This window comes from Dyella caseinilytica (assembly GCF_016865235.1).
GTDB classification, from domain to species: Bacteria; Pseudomonadota; Gammaproteobacteria; order Xanthomonadales; family Rhodanobacteraceae; genus Dyella_B; species Dyella_B caseinilytica.
Genome location: NZ_CP064030.1, coordinates 4348337 through 4363061, shown reverse-complemented (window position 1 = coordinate 4363061; position 14725 = coordinate 4348337). Strand labels below are relative to the sequence as shown.

Here is a 14725-nt window from a genome sequence, read left to right as displayed (position 1 = left end):
GCCGGATAGCGTTTTGACAAGGCCCAGCTTGACAGTCGTTAAGCCGGCATGCTTCCAACTATATATAGAACGGCTTACCCATACGGCCGCGAACGGAATATCTGGAACCCCACGCCACATGGCAAAGAACCTGCTCATCGTCGAGTCACCGGCTAAGGCCAAGACGATCAACAAATACCTCGGCAAGGACTTTCAGGTCCTGGCTTCCTACGGGCACGTGCGCGACCTGAAGCCGAAAGAGGGGGCGGTCGACACCGAGCATGACTTCGCCATGAAGTACGAGGTGATCGAACGCAACGAGAAACACGTTGACGCCATCGCCAAGGCGGCCAAGGTGGCCGACGACATCTACCTCGCGACCGACTTGGATCGCGAAGGCGAGGCGATCAGCTGGCACATCAGCGAAATCCTGAAAGAGCGCGGCATCAGTAAGGGCAAGCAGATGCATCGCGTGGTGTTCTCGGAAATCACGCCCAAGGCGATCAAGGCTGCCGTCGCCGCGCCACGTGCGCTGTCGCACGATCTGGTCGATGCGCAGCAGGCACGCCGCGCGCTGGATTACCTGGTGGGCTTCAACCTCTCGCCGGTGCTGTGGCGCAAAGTGCAGCGCGGCCTGTCCGCCGGCCGCGTGCAGAGTCCCGCGCTGCGCATGATCGTGGAGCGCGAGGAAGAGATCGAAGCCTTCGTTGCCCGCGAATACTGGACGGTGGAGGCGCAGCTCAAGCACGCCGACGGCGATTTCAGCGCGCGCCTGACCAAGCTCAACGGCAAGAAATTCGAGCAGTTCGACCTCACCAACGAAACGGATGCGACGGCGGCACGCGCTGCGCTGAAGGAAGCTGCTCGCGGGCAGCTCACCGTCAGCGAAGTCGGCAGCAAGGAGCGCAAGCGTCGTCCTGCGCCGCCGTTCACCACCTCCACCTTGCAGCAGGAGGCTGCGCGCAAGCTGGGCTTTACCACCAGCCGTACCATGAAAATCGCGCAGGGTCTGTATGAAGGCGTGGGTTTGGGCACCGAAGGCAATGTCGGCCTGATTACCTACATGCGTACCGACTCCACCGCGTTGTCGGACGATGCCGTGGGCGAGCTGCGCCAACTGATTGCACGCGACTACGGCAACAAAGCGCTGCCGGATGGTCCGCAGGTCTATCGCACCAAATCCAAGAACGCACAGGAAGCGCACGAAGCGATTCGTCCTACCTCGGCCATGCGCACGCCGCGTGAAGTGACGCAGTTCCTCAACGACGAACAGCGCAAGCTCTACGAGTTGATCTGGAAGCGCACCGTTGCCTGCCAGATGATCCACGCGACCATGAACACGGTGTCGGTGGATTTCGACGTCAAGCATGTAAAGGGCGGTGACGCGGCGTTTCGCGCCACCGGCACCACCGTCGTCGATCCTGGCTTTCTTGCCGTCTACGAAGAAGGCCGTGATCAGAAGACTGCCGAGGACGATGACGAAGGCCGCCGCCTGCCGCGCATGGAAAAGGGCGAGCAGGTGCCACTGCAGGACATCGTCACCGATCAGCATTTCACCGAACCGCCGCCGCGCTTCTCCGAAGCCAGCCTGGTGAAGGCGCTGGAGGAATACGGCATCGGCCGTCCGTCCACTTACGCCAGCATCATCCAGGTGTTGCAGAACCGCGAATACGTGCTGCTGGACAACCGCCGCTTCCGTCCCACCGATGTGGGCCGCGCAGTCAGCAAGTTCCTGACCCAGCATTTCACCCAGTACGTCGATTACGACTTCACCGCCAAGCTCGAAGACGAGCTCGATGCGGTGAGCCGCGGCGAAGAAGCCTGGGTGCCGCTGATGCAGCGCTTCTGGCAACCATTCAAGCAGCAGGTTGAAGAAAAGACGGAGTCGGTCGACCGCAGCGAGGCTACGGGCGCACGCGAGCTGGGTAGCGATCCGAAATCCGGCAAGCCGGTGTCGGTGCGTCTGGGCCGTTATGGACCGTACGCGCAGATCGGCGACAAAGACGTGGACGAGAAGCTGCAGTTCGCTTCGCTGCGTCCGGGCCAGAGCATGCACACGATCACGCTGGAAGAGGCGATCGAACTGTTCAAGCTGCCGCGCAAGCTCGGCCAAGCCGAGAATGGCGATGAAGTCTCGGTCGGTGTCGGTCGTTTCGGCCCCTTCGTGAAGCAGGGCAGCACCTATGCCTCGTTGAAGGCGGAAGATGATCCGTACACCATCGAGTTGCCGCGTGCGCTGCAGATCGTGCAGGAAAAGCTTGAGCTGATCGCCAACCGCATCATCAAGGACTTCGGCAACGGCGTGCAGATCCTCAATGGCCGCTTTGGTCCGTACATCACCGATGGTGAAAAGAATGCGCGCATTCCCAAGGATCAGGAGCCCAAAGACCTGACCGAAGCGCAGTGCGTGGAATTGCTGGCGGCGGCGCCGGTCAAGAAGGGTCGTTTTGCCAAGAAGACCGCGACTAAGAAGGCTGAGTCGGCGACGAAGAAAGCGGCAGCCAAAAAGACGGCGACGACGAAGACCGCAACCAAAAAAACGGCGGCCAAGAAAACCGCGGCCAAGAAAACAGCAACGAAAAAGACCGCTGCGAAAAAAGCCGCAACGAAAAAAGCAAAGGTCTGATCTTCACGCATAGTCTGCTCCCTCTCCTCGGAGGGGAGAGGAAGAAAGCGAAATGCCTGCGCTATATACCCTCACCCAACTCCAGGACGCCGCCGAAGCGCTTCACGAAGGCGGTGTCCTTGCGTATCCCACCGAAGCCGTCTTCGGCCTCGGCTGCGATCCGCATAACCGTGCTGCCTTCGAGCGCATCTTCACCCTGAAGCAACGGCCAGCCACGCAGGGTGTTTTGTTGATCGCCGCCGACTTTGCGCAGATCGAACGCTACGTCGACATGGCGGAAGTCCCCGCCGGGGTGCTGGCGCAAGTCCGCGCAAGCTGGCCGGGACCCTTCACCTGGGTATTTCCACGCAGTGCCGAGGTGCCGGATTGGGTCGCCGGCACCCATCCCGGCATCGCCTTACGCGTCAGCGGGCATGCCCCGGCCGCTGCGCTTTGCCGGGCGTTCGGCGGAGCGCTGGTCTCGACGAGCGCCAATATCCACGGCAAGCCGCCCGCGCGGGATCTGGAGACGGTCATCGGCTATTTTGGCGAAGGGCTGGATGGCATAGTTGATGCGCCGCTCGGCGGAGCAGCTCAGCCAACCACCATCCGCGACGCTTTGACCGGCGCTATCATTCGAACCTGAATGCTAGGGGATACTCTGATTCATTCAGCACAGGCCTCACCAGCCCTGTCTGTCCGCATCCCTTTGGCCCATTGTCTCGACAGTCAGCCAGTCTGCCTTCGCCAATGGTCCTGCGGCCTACGAACAGACAGAGCTGGTGAGACCTATCCTGAATGAATCAAAGCATCCCAATACATGGTCGCTGACGCGGTAGGTGCCGATTCAGCCGAAACCATGAGGATGGGGGACGCAGGACATAATCCCTGAAACCGGCAGCAACCGACCGCCCAGGCCGGTTTGGGGTTTATTGCATCGGGAAAGCAACCAGGAGCGCACGGCGTGGCGATCGTCTACGACACCTATCAACGTGATGAAGCAGAGCGCCTGCTGCCTCTGTTGAAGGTTGGCGATCCGCAGCGTGTGCTGGCGATGCATGAAGGCGATGCGATCACCGCGGCGCAGTTCGTCGCGCATGTTGAGCGGGTTGCCGCGCAGCTGCCGGAAGCTTCTGCGGCCGTCAATCTGTGCGAAGACCGTTACGCATTTATGGTCGCATTCTGCGCGATTGCACTGCGTGGCCAGGCGAATCTGCTGCCGCCTTCGCGAGCACCGCATGCGGTCGAGGAAGTGATGGCGGCTCATCCAGGGTGCCATGCGGTGGGCGACCGGCCGATGGATCCGTCGCCGCATCGCTATCACCCGTTGCCGGAACTGGCTGTCGATGCCGCGACTGCGTTGTGCGCAGAATGGCCGTCGATTGCTGCCATGCAGACGGTGGCCGTCGGCTATACCTCCGGCTCCACCGGCGCACCGCGTCCGAACACCAAGACCTGGCGCAGCTTGCATGCAAGCACTGCCGGCAATCTGCGCATGCTGCATCAGGTCGTTGGCGAACGTTTCGCCGTGGTAGCCACCGTGCCGCCGCAGCATATCTATGGCATCGAGATGTCCGTGCTACTGCCGTTGCTGGGCGATGTGCAGGTGCATTCAGGGCGGCCGTTCTTTCCGGCCGATATCGCCATGGCACTGGCGCAGGTGCCCGGGCCGCGTGTGCTCGTTACCACCCCGGTGCATCTGCGCGCGTTGGTCGAGTCGGGTGTGACGTTGCCGGCATTGGCCGCGATGCTTTCCGCCACGGCGCCCATGCCACCCGAACTGGCCGCGCAAGCCGAGCGCTGTTTCGACGCGCCGGTGATGGAAGTCTTCGGCTCCACCGAAACCTGCGCCTTCGCCTCGCGGCGCGTCACCGCAGACAGCCGCTGGTCGCTTTACCACGGCGTACACCTGCACCCGCAGCCGGATGGTACGCAGATCGAGGCGCCGCAACTGGATGTGCCCGCAACCCTGGCCGACATCGTGACCTTGCATGACGATGGACGCCGCTTCGAACTGTGCGGACGGCACGCCGACCTGCTCGAAATTGCCGGGAAACGTGCATCCCTGGGTGATCTCACACGTCGCTTGCTCGCCATTCCTGGCGTGAAGGACGGTGCGGTATTTCAGCTGGATGAGCCTGATGCCATCGGCGTCCGCCGGATTGCCGCGTTGGTGGTGGCGCCTGCGCTGGACGAGCACATCATCCTGGACGCACTGCGCGCATCCATCGACCCGGTCTTCCTGCCGCGCCCGCTGCGCCTGGTCGAAAGCTTGCCCCGCAATGAAACCGGCAAGCTCCCACGCGCCGCCTTACTGGATTTGCTCGCCCGTCACGTTCCCGCGTGACTTGCTCCCCCGGATCAAATCCGGGGCAGGCTCTGCAAAGTAGGGGAGGGAGCGAAAGGGGCCGCCGTTGAAACGGCAGCTTCCCAGGGAAGAAGGCTGACCCGGCGCACCCGTTACAATTAGCAAGTTGCGCCCTCACGGCGCCCGCAATCTCGGAGTCCTCGGCATGAAAGTTCTGGTTATCGGCAACGGCGGTCGCGAGCACGCGCTGGCGTGGAAGCTCAAGCAATCGCGGCGCGTCAGTGAGGTGATCGTGGCGCCCGGTAACGCGGGTACTGCGCACGAGCATGGCCTGCGCAATGCCGATGTGGCGGTCAACGATGTCGATGGTCTGCTGGCGCTGGCCAAGGCTGAAAAAGTCGAGCTCACCGTGGTTGGCCCCGAAGTGCCGTTGGTGGCTGGCGTAGTCGATAAATTCCGCGCCGCAGGCCTGCGCATCTTCGGGCCGCGTGCTATCGCTGCGCAGTTGGAAGGCTCCAAAGCCTTCGCCAAGGATTTCCTGCTTCGCCACAACATTCCCACCGCACGCTACGCAGTGTTCACCGAACTCAATCCAGCCCTGGCCTACGTGCGCGAACATGGCGCACCGATCGTGATCAAGGCCGATGGCTTGGCTGCCGGCAAAGGTGTGGTGGTTGCACTCACTTTGGGTGATGCGGAACTTGCCTTGCACGACATGCTGGGTGCTCATGCCTTTGGTGAAGCCTCGGCGCGTGTGGTGATCGAGGAATTCCTCGATGGCGAGGAAGCCAGCTACATCGTGATGAGCGACGGTACGCACGCGCTGCCGATGGCCAGCAGCCAGGATCATAAGCGCCGCGACGATAACGACCTCGGTCCCAACACCGGAGGCATGGGTGCGTATTCCCCCGCGCCAGTCGTCACACCGGAAGTGGAAAAGCGCATTCTCAAGGAAGTGATCGAGCCGACCCTGCACGGCATGGCCGCCGAGGGCGCGCCTTTCATCGGTTTTCTCTACGCGGGCCTGATGATCGACAAGCATGGTGCACCCAAGGTGATCGAATTCAACGTGCGTTTCGGCGATCCGGAAACCCAGCCGATCATGTTGCGCCTGAAGTCCGACTTCGTTGACCTGATCGAAGCCGCGCTCGATGGTGAGCTGCATCACACGCACGTGCAATGGGATGCGCGGCCGTCTATCGGTGTGGTGATGGCAGCGGGCGGCTATCCAGGCAAGGTAAAGAGCGGCGATCTGATCGAAGGCTTGGAGGACGATCTCGGTCCAGACGTCAAAGTATTCCAAGCCGGCACCAAGCTCGACGCGCACGGTCGTGCCATTACCGCAGGCGGACGTGTGCTGACGGTGTGTGCCCTTGGCAAGGACATTGCCGCGGCGCGTGAAAACGCCTATCAGGCAGTGAGCAAGATTCATTTCGACGGTGCATTTTGCCGTCGTGATATCGCGCATCGCGCCTTGCGGCGTCTTTGATTTTTGCTTGATCTGGATCCTGGCAATGGCCGGGATCCAGCGCGTCATCTTGCCGAGTGTGTTTCAGGATCCATGGTGCTTCAGCACCACATGCCCGATCCAATTGCGCTTGCGCCGCCCCAGCCGTTCGGCGCCTGTTTCATCGTCAAGGGTCGCTGATGAGCGTCGAAGCAACGCAGCGTCCACGTTCTCAAACGTATTGACGTTGACCACGGCATAAAGATCGCCATCGATCCGACTCGTCACGACCGGCACCACGCCGCACTGTGTGCAGACGTGAAAATCGGCGGTCTTGGTGCCGAAGGTGTAACGGGAAACCAGTGATGGATTCTGCACCGTTACCTCCAGAGAGCCCGTGGGACAAGATGTCCACACATTGCCGTGCCTCGTACAGAACGTGCACGTGCAGGCGCGGGCGGGTATCTCCGATGGCTCCGGCTTCCAGTCCAGTGTGAAAGCGATGTTGCCGCAATGACAGCGTCCTGAAATCAGCATGAAAATCCTCGGCCTGGTGGTGCATCAAGTGCCAGAGCATAAGTGATTGCGCTAGCAGAAATCCAAGTCATGGTGCCGGTTGCTTTCTGCGTTTCAGCCATCGGTGAAGCAGAAGCGCGTAGACCGATGCGTTAATGATCAAGACAACCGCTGCAAGAAGAAACTGGATTTCTCGCGTCAATCCTGAGGGGTAAATGGTCGCCAGCAGGTAATGCCCAATAAAATCGCCTTGATAGACCGCCTGACCAGCTTGTTCGCGAAAATGATTTTCAATGCTCGTCAGCGGACAGATTCGGCCGCTGAGTTCTACGTAAAAGCCCCAAGCTGCGGCTGGAAGTTGGAGCCATGGAATCCATCGCCATTTCAGCGCAAGCACCGCACCTAGGGTGCAGAACAGGATAAACGTCAGGTGCAGTATCAGTACGGCGTCGGCGGTAATCAGCGAAAACATGGGATCAATTCGCAGGGTCAGGGTGATTTCTGTCGATCGTGCCATCCCTTATTTTGAGCTCTAAATCGCAGGTCGCGTAAGAGGCCATTCATGCAAAGAAGGACCTGCGAACGGCAGGCCCTCTTTTGATTGCCAAAAGCCTATTACTTTCCTGTGTTGTCCACAGATACCAATTTCTTGAAATGGACTTGCATACGGGAGGCCGGCGAGGCGCCGGTTGTTGCCAGATTTGCTGTCGTAAGACCGTTTGAATTGCTCACCATGAAATCTGCGCCACCGCCGTCTTCGTCAGAGGAGCCATTCGGAGCAAATACGTAAAAGCCGTTAGAGCCCGTAATACCTCCAAACGTCACGGTCACATAACCATAAGCGTCCGACGTGATGGATGAGACGTTAACGGGTGGATAGAAGCCGCCGACCTGCGTAAAAGAGAGATCCGATTTTTGTACCTTCAGGGCGAAGGAACTTTGATTGGTGCCGATGAAGAGATAGTCATTATCGGCAGCAAGATAGGTCTGGGCGCCGCTCCCGCCTGTCAGTGGAAGGGCGACAGTGCTATTGAGGCTAACTTTGACGGAGTCGAATGAGGCGCTTACGGTGTCGGTTTTTATGTAGTCGTAGAGTGCGACACCCGTGCCGCCATTCGCGGCCTCATCAATGACATAGATATGGCGCGTCACCGTGCCAGTCGTGGTATCAATCGAAGGGTGCCCCTCAATAAGAGCGCCAGCTTGGCCAAACGGCCCAAGCGTCGCGCCGCCATAGCATCCTTCGGATTCCTCGGTGGAACCGCAGATAGACAAATAGGCATTCGTATATCCAGCATCAAATGAATAGGTCGTATAGAGGCCGCTATCCGGTGCGGTCGTCTGTGCTGCAGCTAAGGCTGGTAGTTGCGCCGAGATGGCCAGGAAAAGACCGGCGGCTACCATGTTGTGCTTCATGCATGCCTTGAACATATTGCTTTCCTCCGTGAGTGATGGTGGTACTGCTGGTGGTGCGAGAACGATTTATAGACCTCGCTCATCTCACGGAATGAGAGGTTGTTCGTAGGTGTTTTCTGATAGATGTGTAGGTGGCGCTGTGGGTTTTCGCGAAGGAAAAGTGAAGGCTTGACTGAAAGCGCTAGATTGAATCAATGACCTGTTCGCAACGGCCTTGATGATCGGCACACTGCTGTGCAGATTTGGCGATGCATTACACCTGTGTATTTTCTGCTGAAGGCGAGCCAAGCCTGGTGATGGTTCCCTGTGACGTTGCACATAACCGCTCTCCTTCGCTGTCCGTGCAAAACAGATCACAGCGGCAGACTGCCTGGTTCTTCCCTGCATGGATCACCTGCGCTCTGGCGATCAGGCAATCGCCCAGGGCCGGGCGCAGATAGTTGATCTTGAATTCGGAGGTCACCACGCCTGCGCCGAGCACGCTACCGCCTGCGAAGGTCAGTGCGTTGTCTGCTGCGTAGCTGATCACTCCGCCGTGAACGAATCCGTGTTGTTGTTTCAGTTGGTCGTTGATCGGAATCTGGATCTCCGCGTGACCTTCGGCGAAGACGACCAGTTTTGCCCCGAGCAGAACGCTGAAAGGCTGCGATTGCAACACGCTTGTTCCAAAGGCTAATGATTCCTTCATGGCGTTCCCCATTTCAGATCAATGAGATAGGTTTTGTGCGTAGTGCGTCGGGTAGAACACCGGGCCCGCTGTTGCGATTGCATGACGATCATGGGAGCCGTTCTGGCCAACGATAGCGCGATCTGGACGTTTCGATGAAAGGTGGTGTTTCGCGCTAGGCTACGCGCCAGTCTCTTTGCCAAGGACCCGCATGAGCCAGTTTGCCCTGTTAGGCCGCCGTCGCTTTGCGCCGTTTTTCTGGACCCAGGCGCTCGGGGCGTTCAACGACAATGCGTTTCGCAGTGCCATGGTGGCGATGGTGTCGTACAAGATGGCGCTGCCCGAGGGCGACATCAGTCTGTATAACAATCTGGCGCCGGCGCTTTTCATCCTGCCCTATTTTCTGTTTTCGGCATCGGCGGGGCAGTTGGCGGAGCGGTTCGAAAAGACGCGCATCATTCGTTACGTCAAGCTGTTTGAAATTCTGGCAATGATGCTGGCGGCCTACGGTTTTGTCGCGCACCAGTTGCCGCTGCTGTTGACGGTCTTGTTCATGATGGGCATGCATTCGACGGTGTTCGGGCCGATCAAGTACGCCATTCTTCCTCAGGCACTGAAGCCTTCTGAATTGGTGGGCGGCAATGGCTTGGTGGAAATGGGTACGCAGATGGCCATCTTGATTGGCCTGATTGCCGGTGTGCAGGTGATGCAGATTGCGGGCATGGGGTCGCATTACTCGGCGGCCTTGACGATTGGCATTGCCATCATCGGGTATGTTGCCAGTCGCCTGATTCCACTTGCGCCTGCCACGGCGCCGGATCTGAAGCTCAACTGGAATCCAGTGTCGGAAACACTTCGTGTGTTGGGCATTACGCGTGAGGATCGCGCGGTCTTCAATGCGGTGTTGGGTATTTCCTGGTATTGGTTCTTCGGCACGCTGGTGCTGGCGCATTTGCCGATGTATGCGCGCGTCGATCTGGATGGCGATGCGTCCGTTTATACGCTCGTGCTGGTGTTGTTTTCAGTGGGCACGGCAATCGGCGCATTGATGTGCGAGAAGATGTCTGGCCGTCGCGTAGAAATCGGCCTGGTACCGCTGGGGGCCTTTGGCCTGACTGTTTTTGCCCTGGATCTCTATCTGCGCGGACCGGCCGTGCTCGATGGGCATGCCTCGCGCAACTGGATGGCATTTCTGCAGGCAAGCAGTAGCTGGCGCATTGTGCTTGATCTTACGCTGATCGGCGTGTTCTCAGGCTTTTATGTGGTGCCGCTATTTGCCTTTGTGCAGGCACGTACACCAAGCGATCGGTTGTCGCGTGTGATTGCAGGTAACAACATCCTCAACGCCTTGCTGATTGTGATCGCATCGCTGTTTGGTCTGATGTTGGATCGAATGGGCTTCAGCGTGCCGCAAGTGTTTCTCGCGGCGGCGTTGCTCAATGTCGTGGTTGCGGTCTACATCTTCACGCTGGTGCCGGAATTCCTGATGCGCTTCATCACCTGGGCGCTGGTGAATACGCTTTATCGCATTCGCGTGGAGGGCATGAAGAACCTGCCGGAAGAAGGCGCGGCGTTGCTGGTCTGCAACCATGTCAGCTTTATGGATCCGCTGATCCTGATGGCGAACCTGCGCCGGCCGGCGCGGTTCGTGATGTATTACAAGATCTTCAACATTCCGCTGCTGCACTTCGTGTTCAAGACAGCGAAAGCGATTCCCATCGCGGGGCAGAAGGAAGATCCGGCCATCTTGCACAAAGCCTTCGAGGACGTGGATGCCGCGCTGGCGAAGGGCGAGCTGGTGTGCATCTTCCCCGAGGGTGGCTTGACCAAGGACGGCGATATTGCGCCATTTCGTCCGGGCGTAGATAAGATTTTGGAACGCCGTCCGGTACCGGTGGTGCCGATGGCCTTGCGCGGTCTATGGGGTAGCGTTTGGAGTCGCCGCGATTCGATGCTGCATCGTGCACGCCTGCCACGCCGGTTTCGTGCGCGCGTAGAGCTGGTGGTGGATGCGCCAAGGCCCGCGGCGGACGTCGACGCTGCTGTGCTACAGGATCATGTGCAGGCGTTGCGTGGGGATAGGGCCTGATATGGGGCTCTGCGCATAGGCAGGGCCTCGCGTTCAGTGCAACCAGCCACCCACCACGATTAATGCCACCACGCTCAACCACGCAAGCAATGCACGCAGCAGGGCGTCGCGAAGGCGGCGCAGTTCGTGTAGTGGGTCGGTGCGTTCTTCGGTGTAGCCGTCGCCGCCTTCAATATCCGTAAGCACGTCGGCGCGAGCGGCGGCACCGAGAAAGCCCGGGTTGGAGAGGTACCAACTGTTCGGCACGGCTTGTTGGTGCCACCGGCGCCAGGCGCCGATCACTGCATCCCAGTGACCGACCAGGGCGAGCGTAAACACCATCAGCTGCGCCGGCAGCCAGTCGAGGGCGTTGGCGAGATAGCGAGCAGACGTGCGTGCGCCGGAATCGAGGGCCAACGAGCTGTCGTGTCCCAGCTGCCGTGCAAGCCGATAGAGCAACGCGCCCACCGGTCCGAGCAGGAAGAACCAGAACAGTACGCCGAAGCGGCGCCGCAGCGCGGCGTAGGCGGTGGCTTCGCCAAGATCGGCGGTGGTCCAGGGCACGGTTTCGCAGTCGTCGCACAGAGCCTGGGCAGCGGTTTCACGGCTGTGCTGATCCGGTGCCTTGAGAATCGCTTCGATGTCAGCTTCGAACGCATGCGGACCGAATGAAAATACCAACACCACGAAGCCAAACACGAGTTGCAGCAACGCCGCCAGTGGCAGGCTGTGCAGGATCCAGATGATCAGGGCGCATGCTGCTACGGGAGCCAATACGGTCAATAGCACGCGTGCGGTGCCGCTGGTATCCGCCAGCTGGTTCACCCAGCGCCGATAGCCCGCGTCGCCGCGCCAATGCGCCAGCTGTGGCTGCACATGCAGCAGTCCGAGAGCGATAAGCGCGGCGAGCAGGCGAATAGCCATGAAAACGGACTCCCAAGGGATGCTCTGATCAATTCTACGTAGGCGTCACCGGTTCTGTCCGTTCGCAGGCCATAGGACCATCGGCGAAGGCAGACTGGCCGTCTGTCTAGACATCCCAGCGTTCAGGCGCATTGTATGCGACTGATGGGAGTCTGCTCGACTAGTGCGCTTGCTCGATCAGCGATTCCAGATCCAGCCCCGCGCGTTCCCTCAGCCAATGTGAAAGCAACTGATAAGACACCGATAAACGGGTCGGCGCGCTCAGGCTGCCGTCGGCCAGGCCGTCGACAATCTGTTGTGGCGTGAACCAGCGAGCATCTTCCAGTTCGCCATCGCGCAGGCGGATGGCGGGGGAGATCGCGCTGGCAGTAAAGCCGACCATCAGCGACGCCGGCATCGGCCAGGGTTGCGAGGAGTGGTAATGCACATCACCGACGATCACGCCGGATTCTTCGGCGACCTCGCGGCGAACGGCATCTTCCAGCGCTTCACCCGGTTCGATAAACCCGGCCAGCGTGGAATAGCGTCCTGGAGGCCAGCCGGCTTGGCGGCCGAGCAGACAGGCGCCCTCGTATTCGACGATGACGATGATGGCGGCATCGGTGCGCGGAAAATGCAGGCGTCCACACGCCGGATTGGTGCATTGCGCGCGATGGCCCGACGACACCAGCTGCAGCGGCGAGCCGCAGCGTGCGCAGAACCGCGTCTCGCGCTGCCAATGTGCCAGCCCTTTCGCGTAAGCAAACAGGCCCGCTTCATCGGCGGCCAGCTGTAAACCAGCTTCGCGCAGCCCCATGCGACGCGCACCGAGGGCGGATTCCAGGGTGGCATGATCATGGCGTTCGTCCAGCAGCAGCATGAAATGCGGCTGTCCGTCGGCGATGCCAAGCAGGCTCCAGGAGGCGTCAGGCAACAAGCGCTCGCGCTCCGCGGCATTGAGCCAGCGCAGCGCTTCGTCGTGCCGATGCAGGTAGGCGTCGCCGGCAGCATCGAGCAAAAGATAGCGGGCATCCGCCGAACCGGCTTTCGCGCTCACCCAGTCGCCGACATCGCGCTGTTCGGAAACGCGATCGAGGATCAGGCTGAGTCCGGCGAAGGTGTTGAGGTTCGTCGACGTCATCCGTGTTGGTGACCGCTCAAGTGGAGAACGACGAGCCGCAGCCGCAGGTGGTCTTGGCGTTGGGATTGCGGATCACGAACTGCGAACCGCTGAGGTTCTCGGTGTAATCGATCTCTGCGCCGGTGAGATACTGCAGCGAGAGCGGATCCACCAGCAAGGTGACGCCTTCGCGATCCAGCGCGAAATCATCTTCCGCACGCTCTTCATCGAAGGTGAACCCGTACTGGAAGCCCGAGCAGCCGCCACCTGAGATATACACGCGCAGCTTCAATCCAGGATTGCCTTCTTCCTGGATCAGCTCGTGCACCTTGCGTGCGGCAGCTTCGGTGAAGACCAGCGGAGCGCCGGCCTGGCGGTAATCGGGGATAGCGACAATGGTTTCCATGGCGCGGAAATGGGGCCAATGCGGGGCGGACTCAAGCATATCAGCTGCACACCCCGGTCCGCCGCAACCCGCCGCACAGGATTCAGGCCGTCGCAGGTTCCTGGCGCACTTCCGGCGCGGGCAACTCGCGCTGGACGTGATCCTCGCCCTGGTGCGCCATGCGGCCGTTCACTTGCGCACCGGCGGCCATTTCCAGCGAGTTATAGCGAACGTCGCCGATCACCCGCGCCTGCGTGGCCAACTCCAGCCGTTCGCTGGCGTAGATGTCACCGTTCACCTGGCCGTTGATCATGGCGTGCGGCACGCGAACCTCGCCCTGCACATGGCCATGCTCGCTCAGCGTAAACACCGCGTTAGGGCCTTCACCGAGCACCGCGCCCTCGATGCGGCCATCCAGGTGCAGCGTGCCGGTGAAGCGGACATCGCCACGGATAATGGTGCCGTGGGCAATCAGGCTGGTTTCGGCATTGCGGGTTGCTTGTTCGTTGCGTTTACGGTTGAGCATCGGTGTCCCCCTGGCTAGTGATGACTGGGCTGGATAGCGCGTCGCTCCAGGCCACGACACGGCTGACGGCATCGCCATTTTCCGGTTGAACTGTGACATGTAGTCGCGTGGGTCGGAAATCGGACGGCAGCGCAATCGTGGTGTGGAGTTGCTGGAAGTAGCGGAACTTGAAAGGAATGCCGTCTTTTTCCGCGGCATCGCCGAGTGCGGTCCAGTCGAGCTGCACCACTTTGTTGTTGCGCAGACCTTCCACGCTGACCGAGGTGGTGCCGCTCGTGTCATCGTCACGCTTGATGTTCTGCGTCAGGCTGATGGTGAGCGTCCAGGCCGCCGAATGCGAGACTGGTTGCAGCGATACTTCCTGCACCTTCAGGCCCTCGCGTTGCGCATCGCCGCCGACCAACCGCGAATAGAAGCTCAGATCAGCGCGCAATCCGCTGATTTCTTCATCGCGTTGCGAAATGGTTTCGCGCAGGGCTTTGGTGGCGACATCCGTCACCTGTTGCGAACGTTGCAGGTTGGCGACTTGCTGCTTGAGATCTTCGTTCTCCGCAGTCAGTGTGCGCAGTTCGCGTCGATCCGAAATGCGCGGCACGACACCTTTCCACGCACCCACCGCTAGCGCAACGATGAGTCCGACCAGAACGATGCTGCCCAACCACGCCAGGCCAAGCCATAACATGCGCCGACGCTGACTGGCAGCGTCGTGCGGACGTACGACGTAGCGTGGCGGTGGGCGGGAAGCCATGGGCGGCCTTTCCGGGAAAACGGAGGGTATAGCCCGG

Annotated in this window: 14 protein-coding genes; 5 read left to right on the top strand and 9 right to left on the bottom strand. The window is 60.3% G+C overall.

What is annotated here, in order from left to right:
- Window positions 1-118: 118 nt before the first annotated feature.
- The 4 genes from ISN74_RS19255 (at window position 119) to purD (ending at window position 6381) form a co-directional block, all read left to right on the top strand.
- Window positions 119-2605, top strand: coding sequence for a DNA topoisomerase I (locus ISN74_RS19255; protein WP_188795482.1), 2487 nt, complete (start codon window positions 119-121; stop codon window positions 2603-2605).
- Between the two features lie 52 nt (window positions 2606-2657).
- A complete protein-coding gene (gene tsaC, locus ISN74_RS19250; RefSeq protein WP_188795480.1) occupies window positions 2658-3230 on the top strand; it encodes an L-threonylcarbamoyladenylate synthase type 1 TsaC in 573 nt (190 codons plus the stop codon).
- Between the two features lie 318 nt (window positions 3231-3548).
- The gene (locus ISN74_RS19245) at window positions 3549-4931 is read left to right on the top strand and encodes an AMP-binding protein (protein WP_188795478.1); all 1383 of its coding nucleotides are present in this window, start codon (window positions 3549-3551) and stop codon (window positions 4929-4931) included.
- Window positions 4932-5097: 166 nt separating this feature from the next.
- Window positions 5098-6381: a phosphoribosylamine--glycine ligase gene (gene purD / locus ISN74_RS19240; RefSeq protein ID WP_188795476.1), complete on the top strand. Its 1284-nt coding sequence runs from the start codon at window positions 5098-5100 to the stop codon at window positions 6379-6381.
- Between the two features lie 63 nt (window positions 6382-6444).
- On the opposite strand, the gene ISN74_RS21375 is transcribed toward purD, so the two are convergent.
- The 4 genes from ISN74_RS21375 to ISN74_RS19220 all read right to left on the bottom strand — a co-directional run bounded on the left by ISN74_RS21375 (window position 6445) and on the right by ISN74_RS19220 (window position 8971).
- The gene (locus ISN74_RS21375) at window positions 6445-6876 is read right to left on the bottom strand and encodes a GFA family protein (protein WP_188795475.1); all 432 of its coding nucleotides are present in this window, start codon (window positions 6874-6876) and stop codon (window positions 6445-6447) included.
- 67 nt (window positions 6877-6943) lie between these two features.
- Window positions 6944-7327 carry a DUF2784 domain-containing protein gene (locus tag ISN74_RS19230; RefSeq protein ID WP_188795473.1) on the bottom strand — a complete coding sequence of 128 codons (384 nt, stop codon included), beginning with the start codon at window positions 7325-7327 and terminating at the stop codon, window positions 6944-6946.
- 143 nt (window positions 7328-7470) lie between these two features.
- Window positions 7471-8286, bottom strand: a complete 816-nt coding sequence (locus ISN74_RS19225) for a hypothetical protein (RefSeq protein WP_188795472.1) — start codon at window positions 8284-8286, stop codon at window positions 7471-7473.
- 238 nt (window positions 8287-8524) lie between these two features.
- Window positions 8525-8971, bottom strand: a complete 447-nt coding sequence (locus ISN74_RS19220) for a PaaI family thioesterase (protein WP_203546653.1) — start codon at window positions 8969-8971, stop codon at window positions 8525-8527.
- A gap of 178 nt (window positions 8972-9149) precedes the next feature.
- On the opposite strand from ISN74_RS19220, the gene ISN74_RS19215 reads away from it, so the two are divergent.
- Window positions 9150-11027, top strand: a complete 1878-nt coding sequence (locus ISN74_RS19215) for an MFS transporter (protein WP_188795470.1) — start codon at window positions 9150-9152, stop codon at window positions 11025-11027.
- A 33-nt stretch (window positions 11028-11060) separates the two neighbouring features.
- On the opposite strand, the gene ampE is transcribed toward ISN74_RS19215, so the two are convergent.
- From ampE to ISN74_RS19190, 5 genes are all read right to left on the bottom strand, one after another.
- Window positions 11061-11930: a regulatory signaling modulator protein AmpE gene (gene ampE, locus ISN74_RS19210; RefSeq protein ID WP_188795468.1), complete on the bottom strand. Its 870-nt coding sequence runs from the start codon at window positions 11928-11930 to the stop codon at window positions 11061-11063.
- A gap of 160 nt (window positions 11931-12090) precedes the next feature.
- Entirely contained in the window at window positions 12091-13050 is a 960-nt protein-coding gene (gene nudC, locus ISN74_RS19205) for an NAD(+) diphosphatase (protein WP_188795466.1), read from the bottom strand.
- Window positions 13051-13066: 16 nt separating this feature from the next.
- A complete protein-coding gene (gene erpA / locus ISN74_RS19200; RefSeq protein ID WP_188799385.1) occupies window positions 13067-13435 on the bottom strand; it encodes an iron-sulfur cluster insertion protein ErpA in 369 nt (122 codons plus the stop codon).
- An 82-nt stretch (window positions 13436-13517) separates the two neighbouring features.
- Window positions 13518-13940 carry a bactofilin family protein gene (locus tag ISN74_RS19195; protein ID WP_188795463.1) on the bottom strand — a complete coding sequence of 141 codons (423 nt, stop codon included), beginning with the start codon at window positions 13938-13940 and terminating at the stop codon, window positions 13518-13520.
- Window positions 13927-14688, bottom strand: coding sequence for a DUF6776 family protein (locus ISN74_RS19190; protein ID WP_188795461.1), 762 nt, complete (start codon window positions 14686-14688; stop codon window positions 13927-13929). Before ISN74_RS19190 ends, ISN74_RS19195 begins: the two co-directional genes overlap by 14 nt.
- Window positions 14689-14725 lie beyond the last annotated feature (37 nt).

Bases quoted from the DNA above. Each gene is read 5' to 3' on its own strand.
- ISN74_RS19255 (WP_188795482.1), top strand. From the start codon at position 119: ATGGCAAAGAACCTGCTCATCGTCGAGTCACCGGCTAAGGCCAAGACG.
- tsaC (WP_188795480.1), top strand. From the start codon at position 2,658: ATGCCTGCGCTATATACCCTCACCCAACTCCAGGACGCCGCCGAAGCG.
- purD (WP_188795476.1), top strand. From the start codon at position 5,098: ATGAAAGTTCTGGTTATCGGCAACGGCGGTCGCGAGCACGCGCTGGCG.
- ISN74_RS21375 (WP_188795475.1), bottom strand. From the start codon at position 6,876: ATGCTGATTTCAGGACGCTGTCATTGCGGCAACATCGCTTTCACACTG.
- ISN74_RS19230 (WP_188795473.1), bottom strand. From the start codon at position 7,327: ATGTTTTCGCTGATTACCGCCGACGCCGTACTGATACTGCACCTGACG.
- ISN74_RS19225 (WP_188795472.1), bottom strand. From the start codon at position 8,286: ATGTTCAAGGCATGCATGAAGCACAACATGGTAGCCGCCGGTCTTTTC.
- ISN74_RS19220 (WP_203546653.1), bottom strand. From the start codon at position 8,971: ATGGGGAACGCCATGAAGGAATCATTAGCCTTTGGAACAAGCGTGTTG.
- ISN74_RS19215 (WP_188795470.1), top strand. From the start codon at position 9,150: ATGAGCCAGTTTGCCCTGTTAGGCCGCCGTCGCTTTGCGCCGTTTTTC.
- ampE (WP_188795468.1), bottom strand. From the start codon at position 11,930: ATGGCTATTCGCCTGCTCGCCGCGCTTATCGCTCTCGGACTGCTGCAT.
- nudC (WP_188795466.1), bottom strand. From the start codon at position 13,050: ATGACGTCGACGAACCTCAACACCTTCGCCGGACTCAGCCTGATCCTC.
- erpA (WP_188799385.1), bottom strand. From the start codon at position 13,435: ATGGAAACCATTGTCGCTATCCCCGATTACCGCCAGGCCGGCGCTCCG.
- ISN74_RS19195 (WP_188795463.1), bottom strand. From the start codon at position 13,940: ATGCTCAACCGTAAACGCAACGAACAAGCAACCCGCAATGCCGAAACC.
- ISN74_RS19190 (WP_188795461.1), bottom strand. From the start codon at position 14,688: ATGGCTTCCCGCCCACCGCCACGCTACGTCGTACGTCCGCACGACGCT.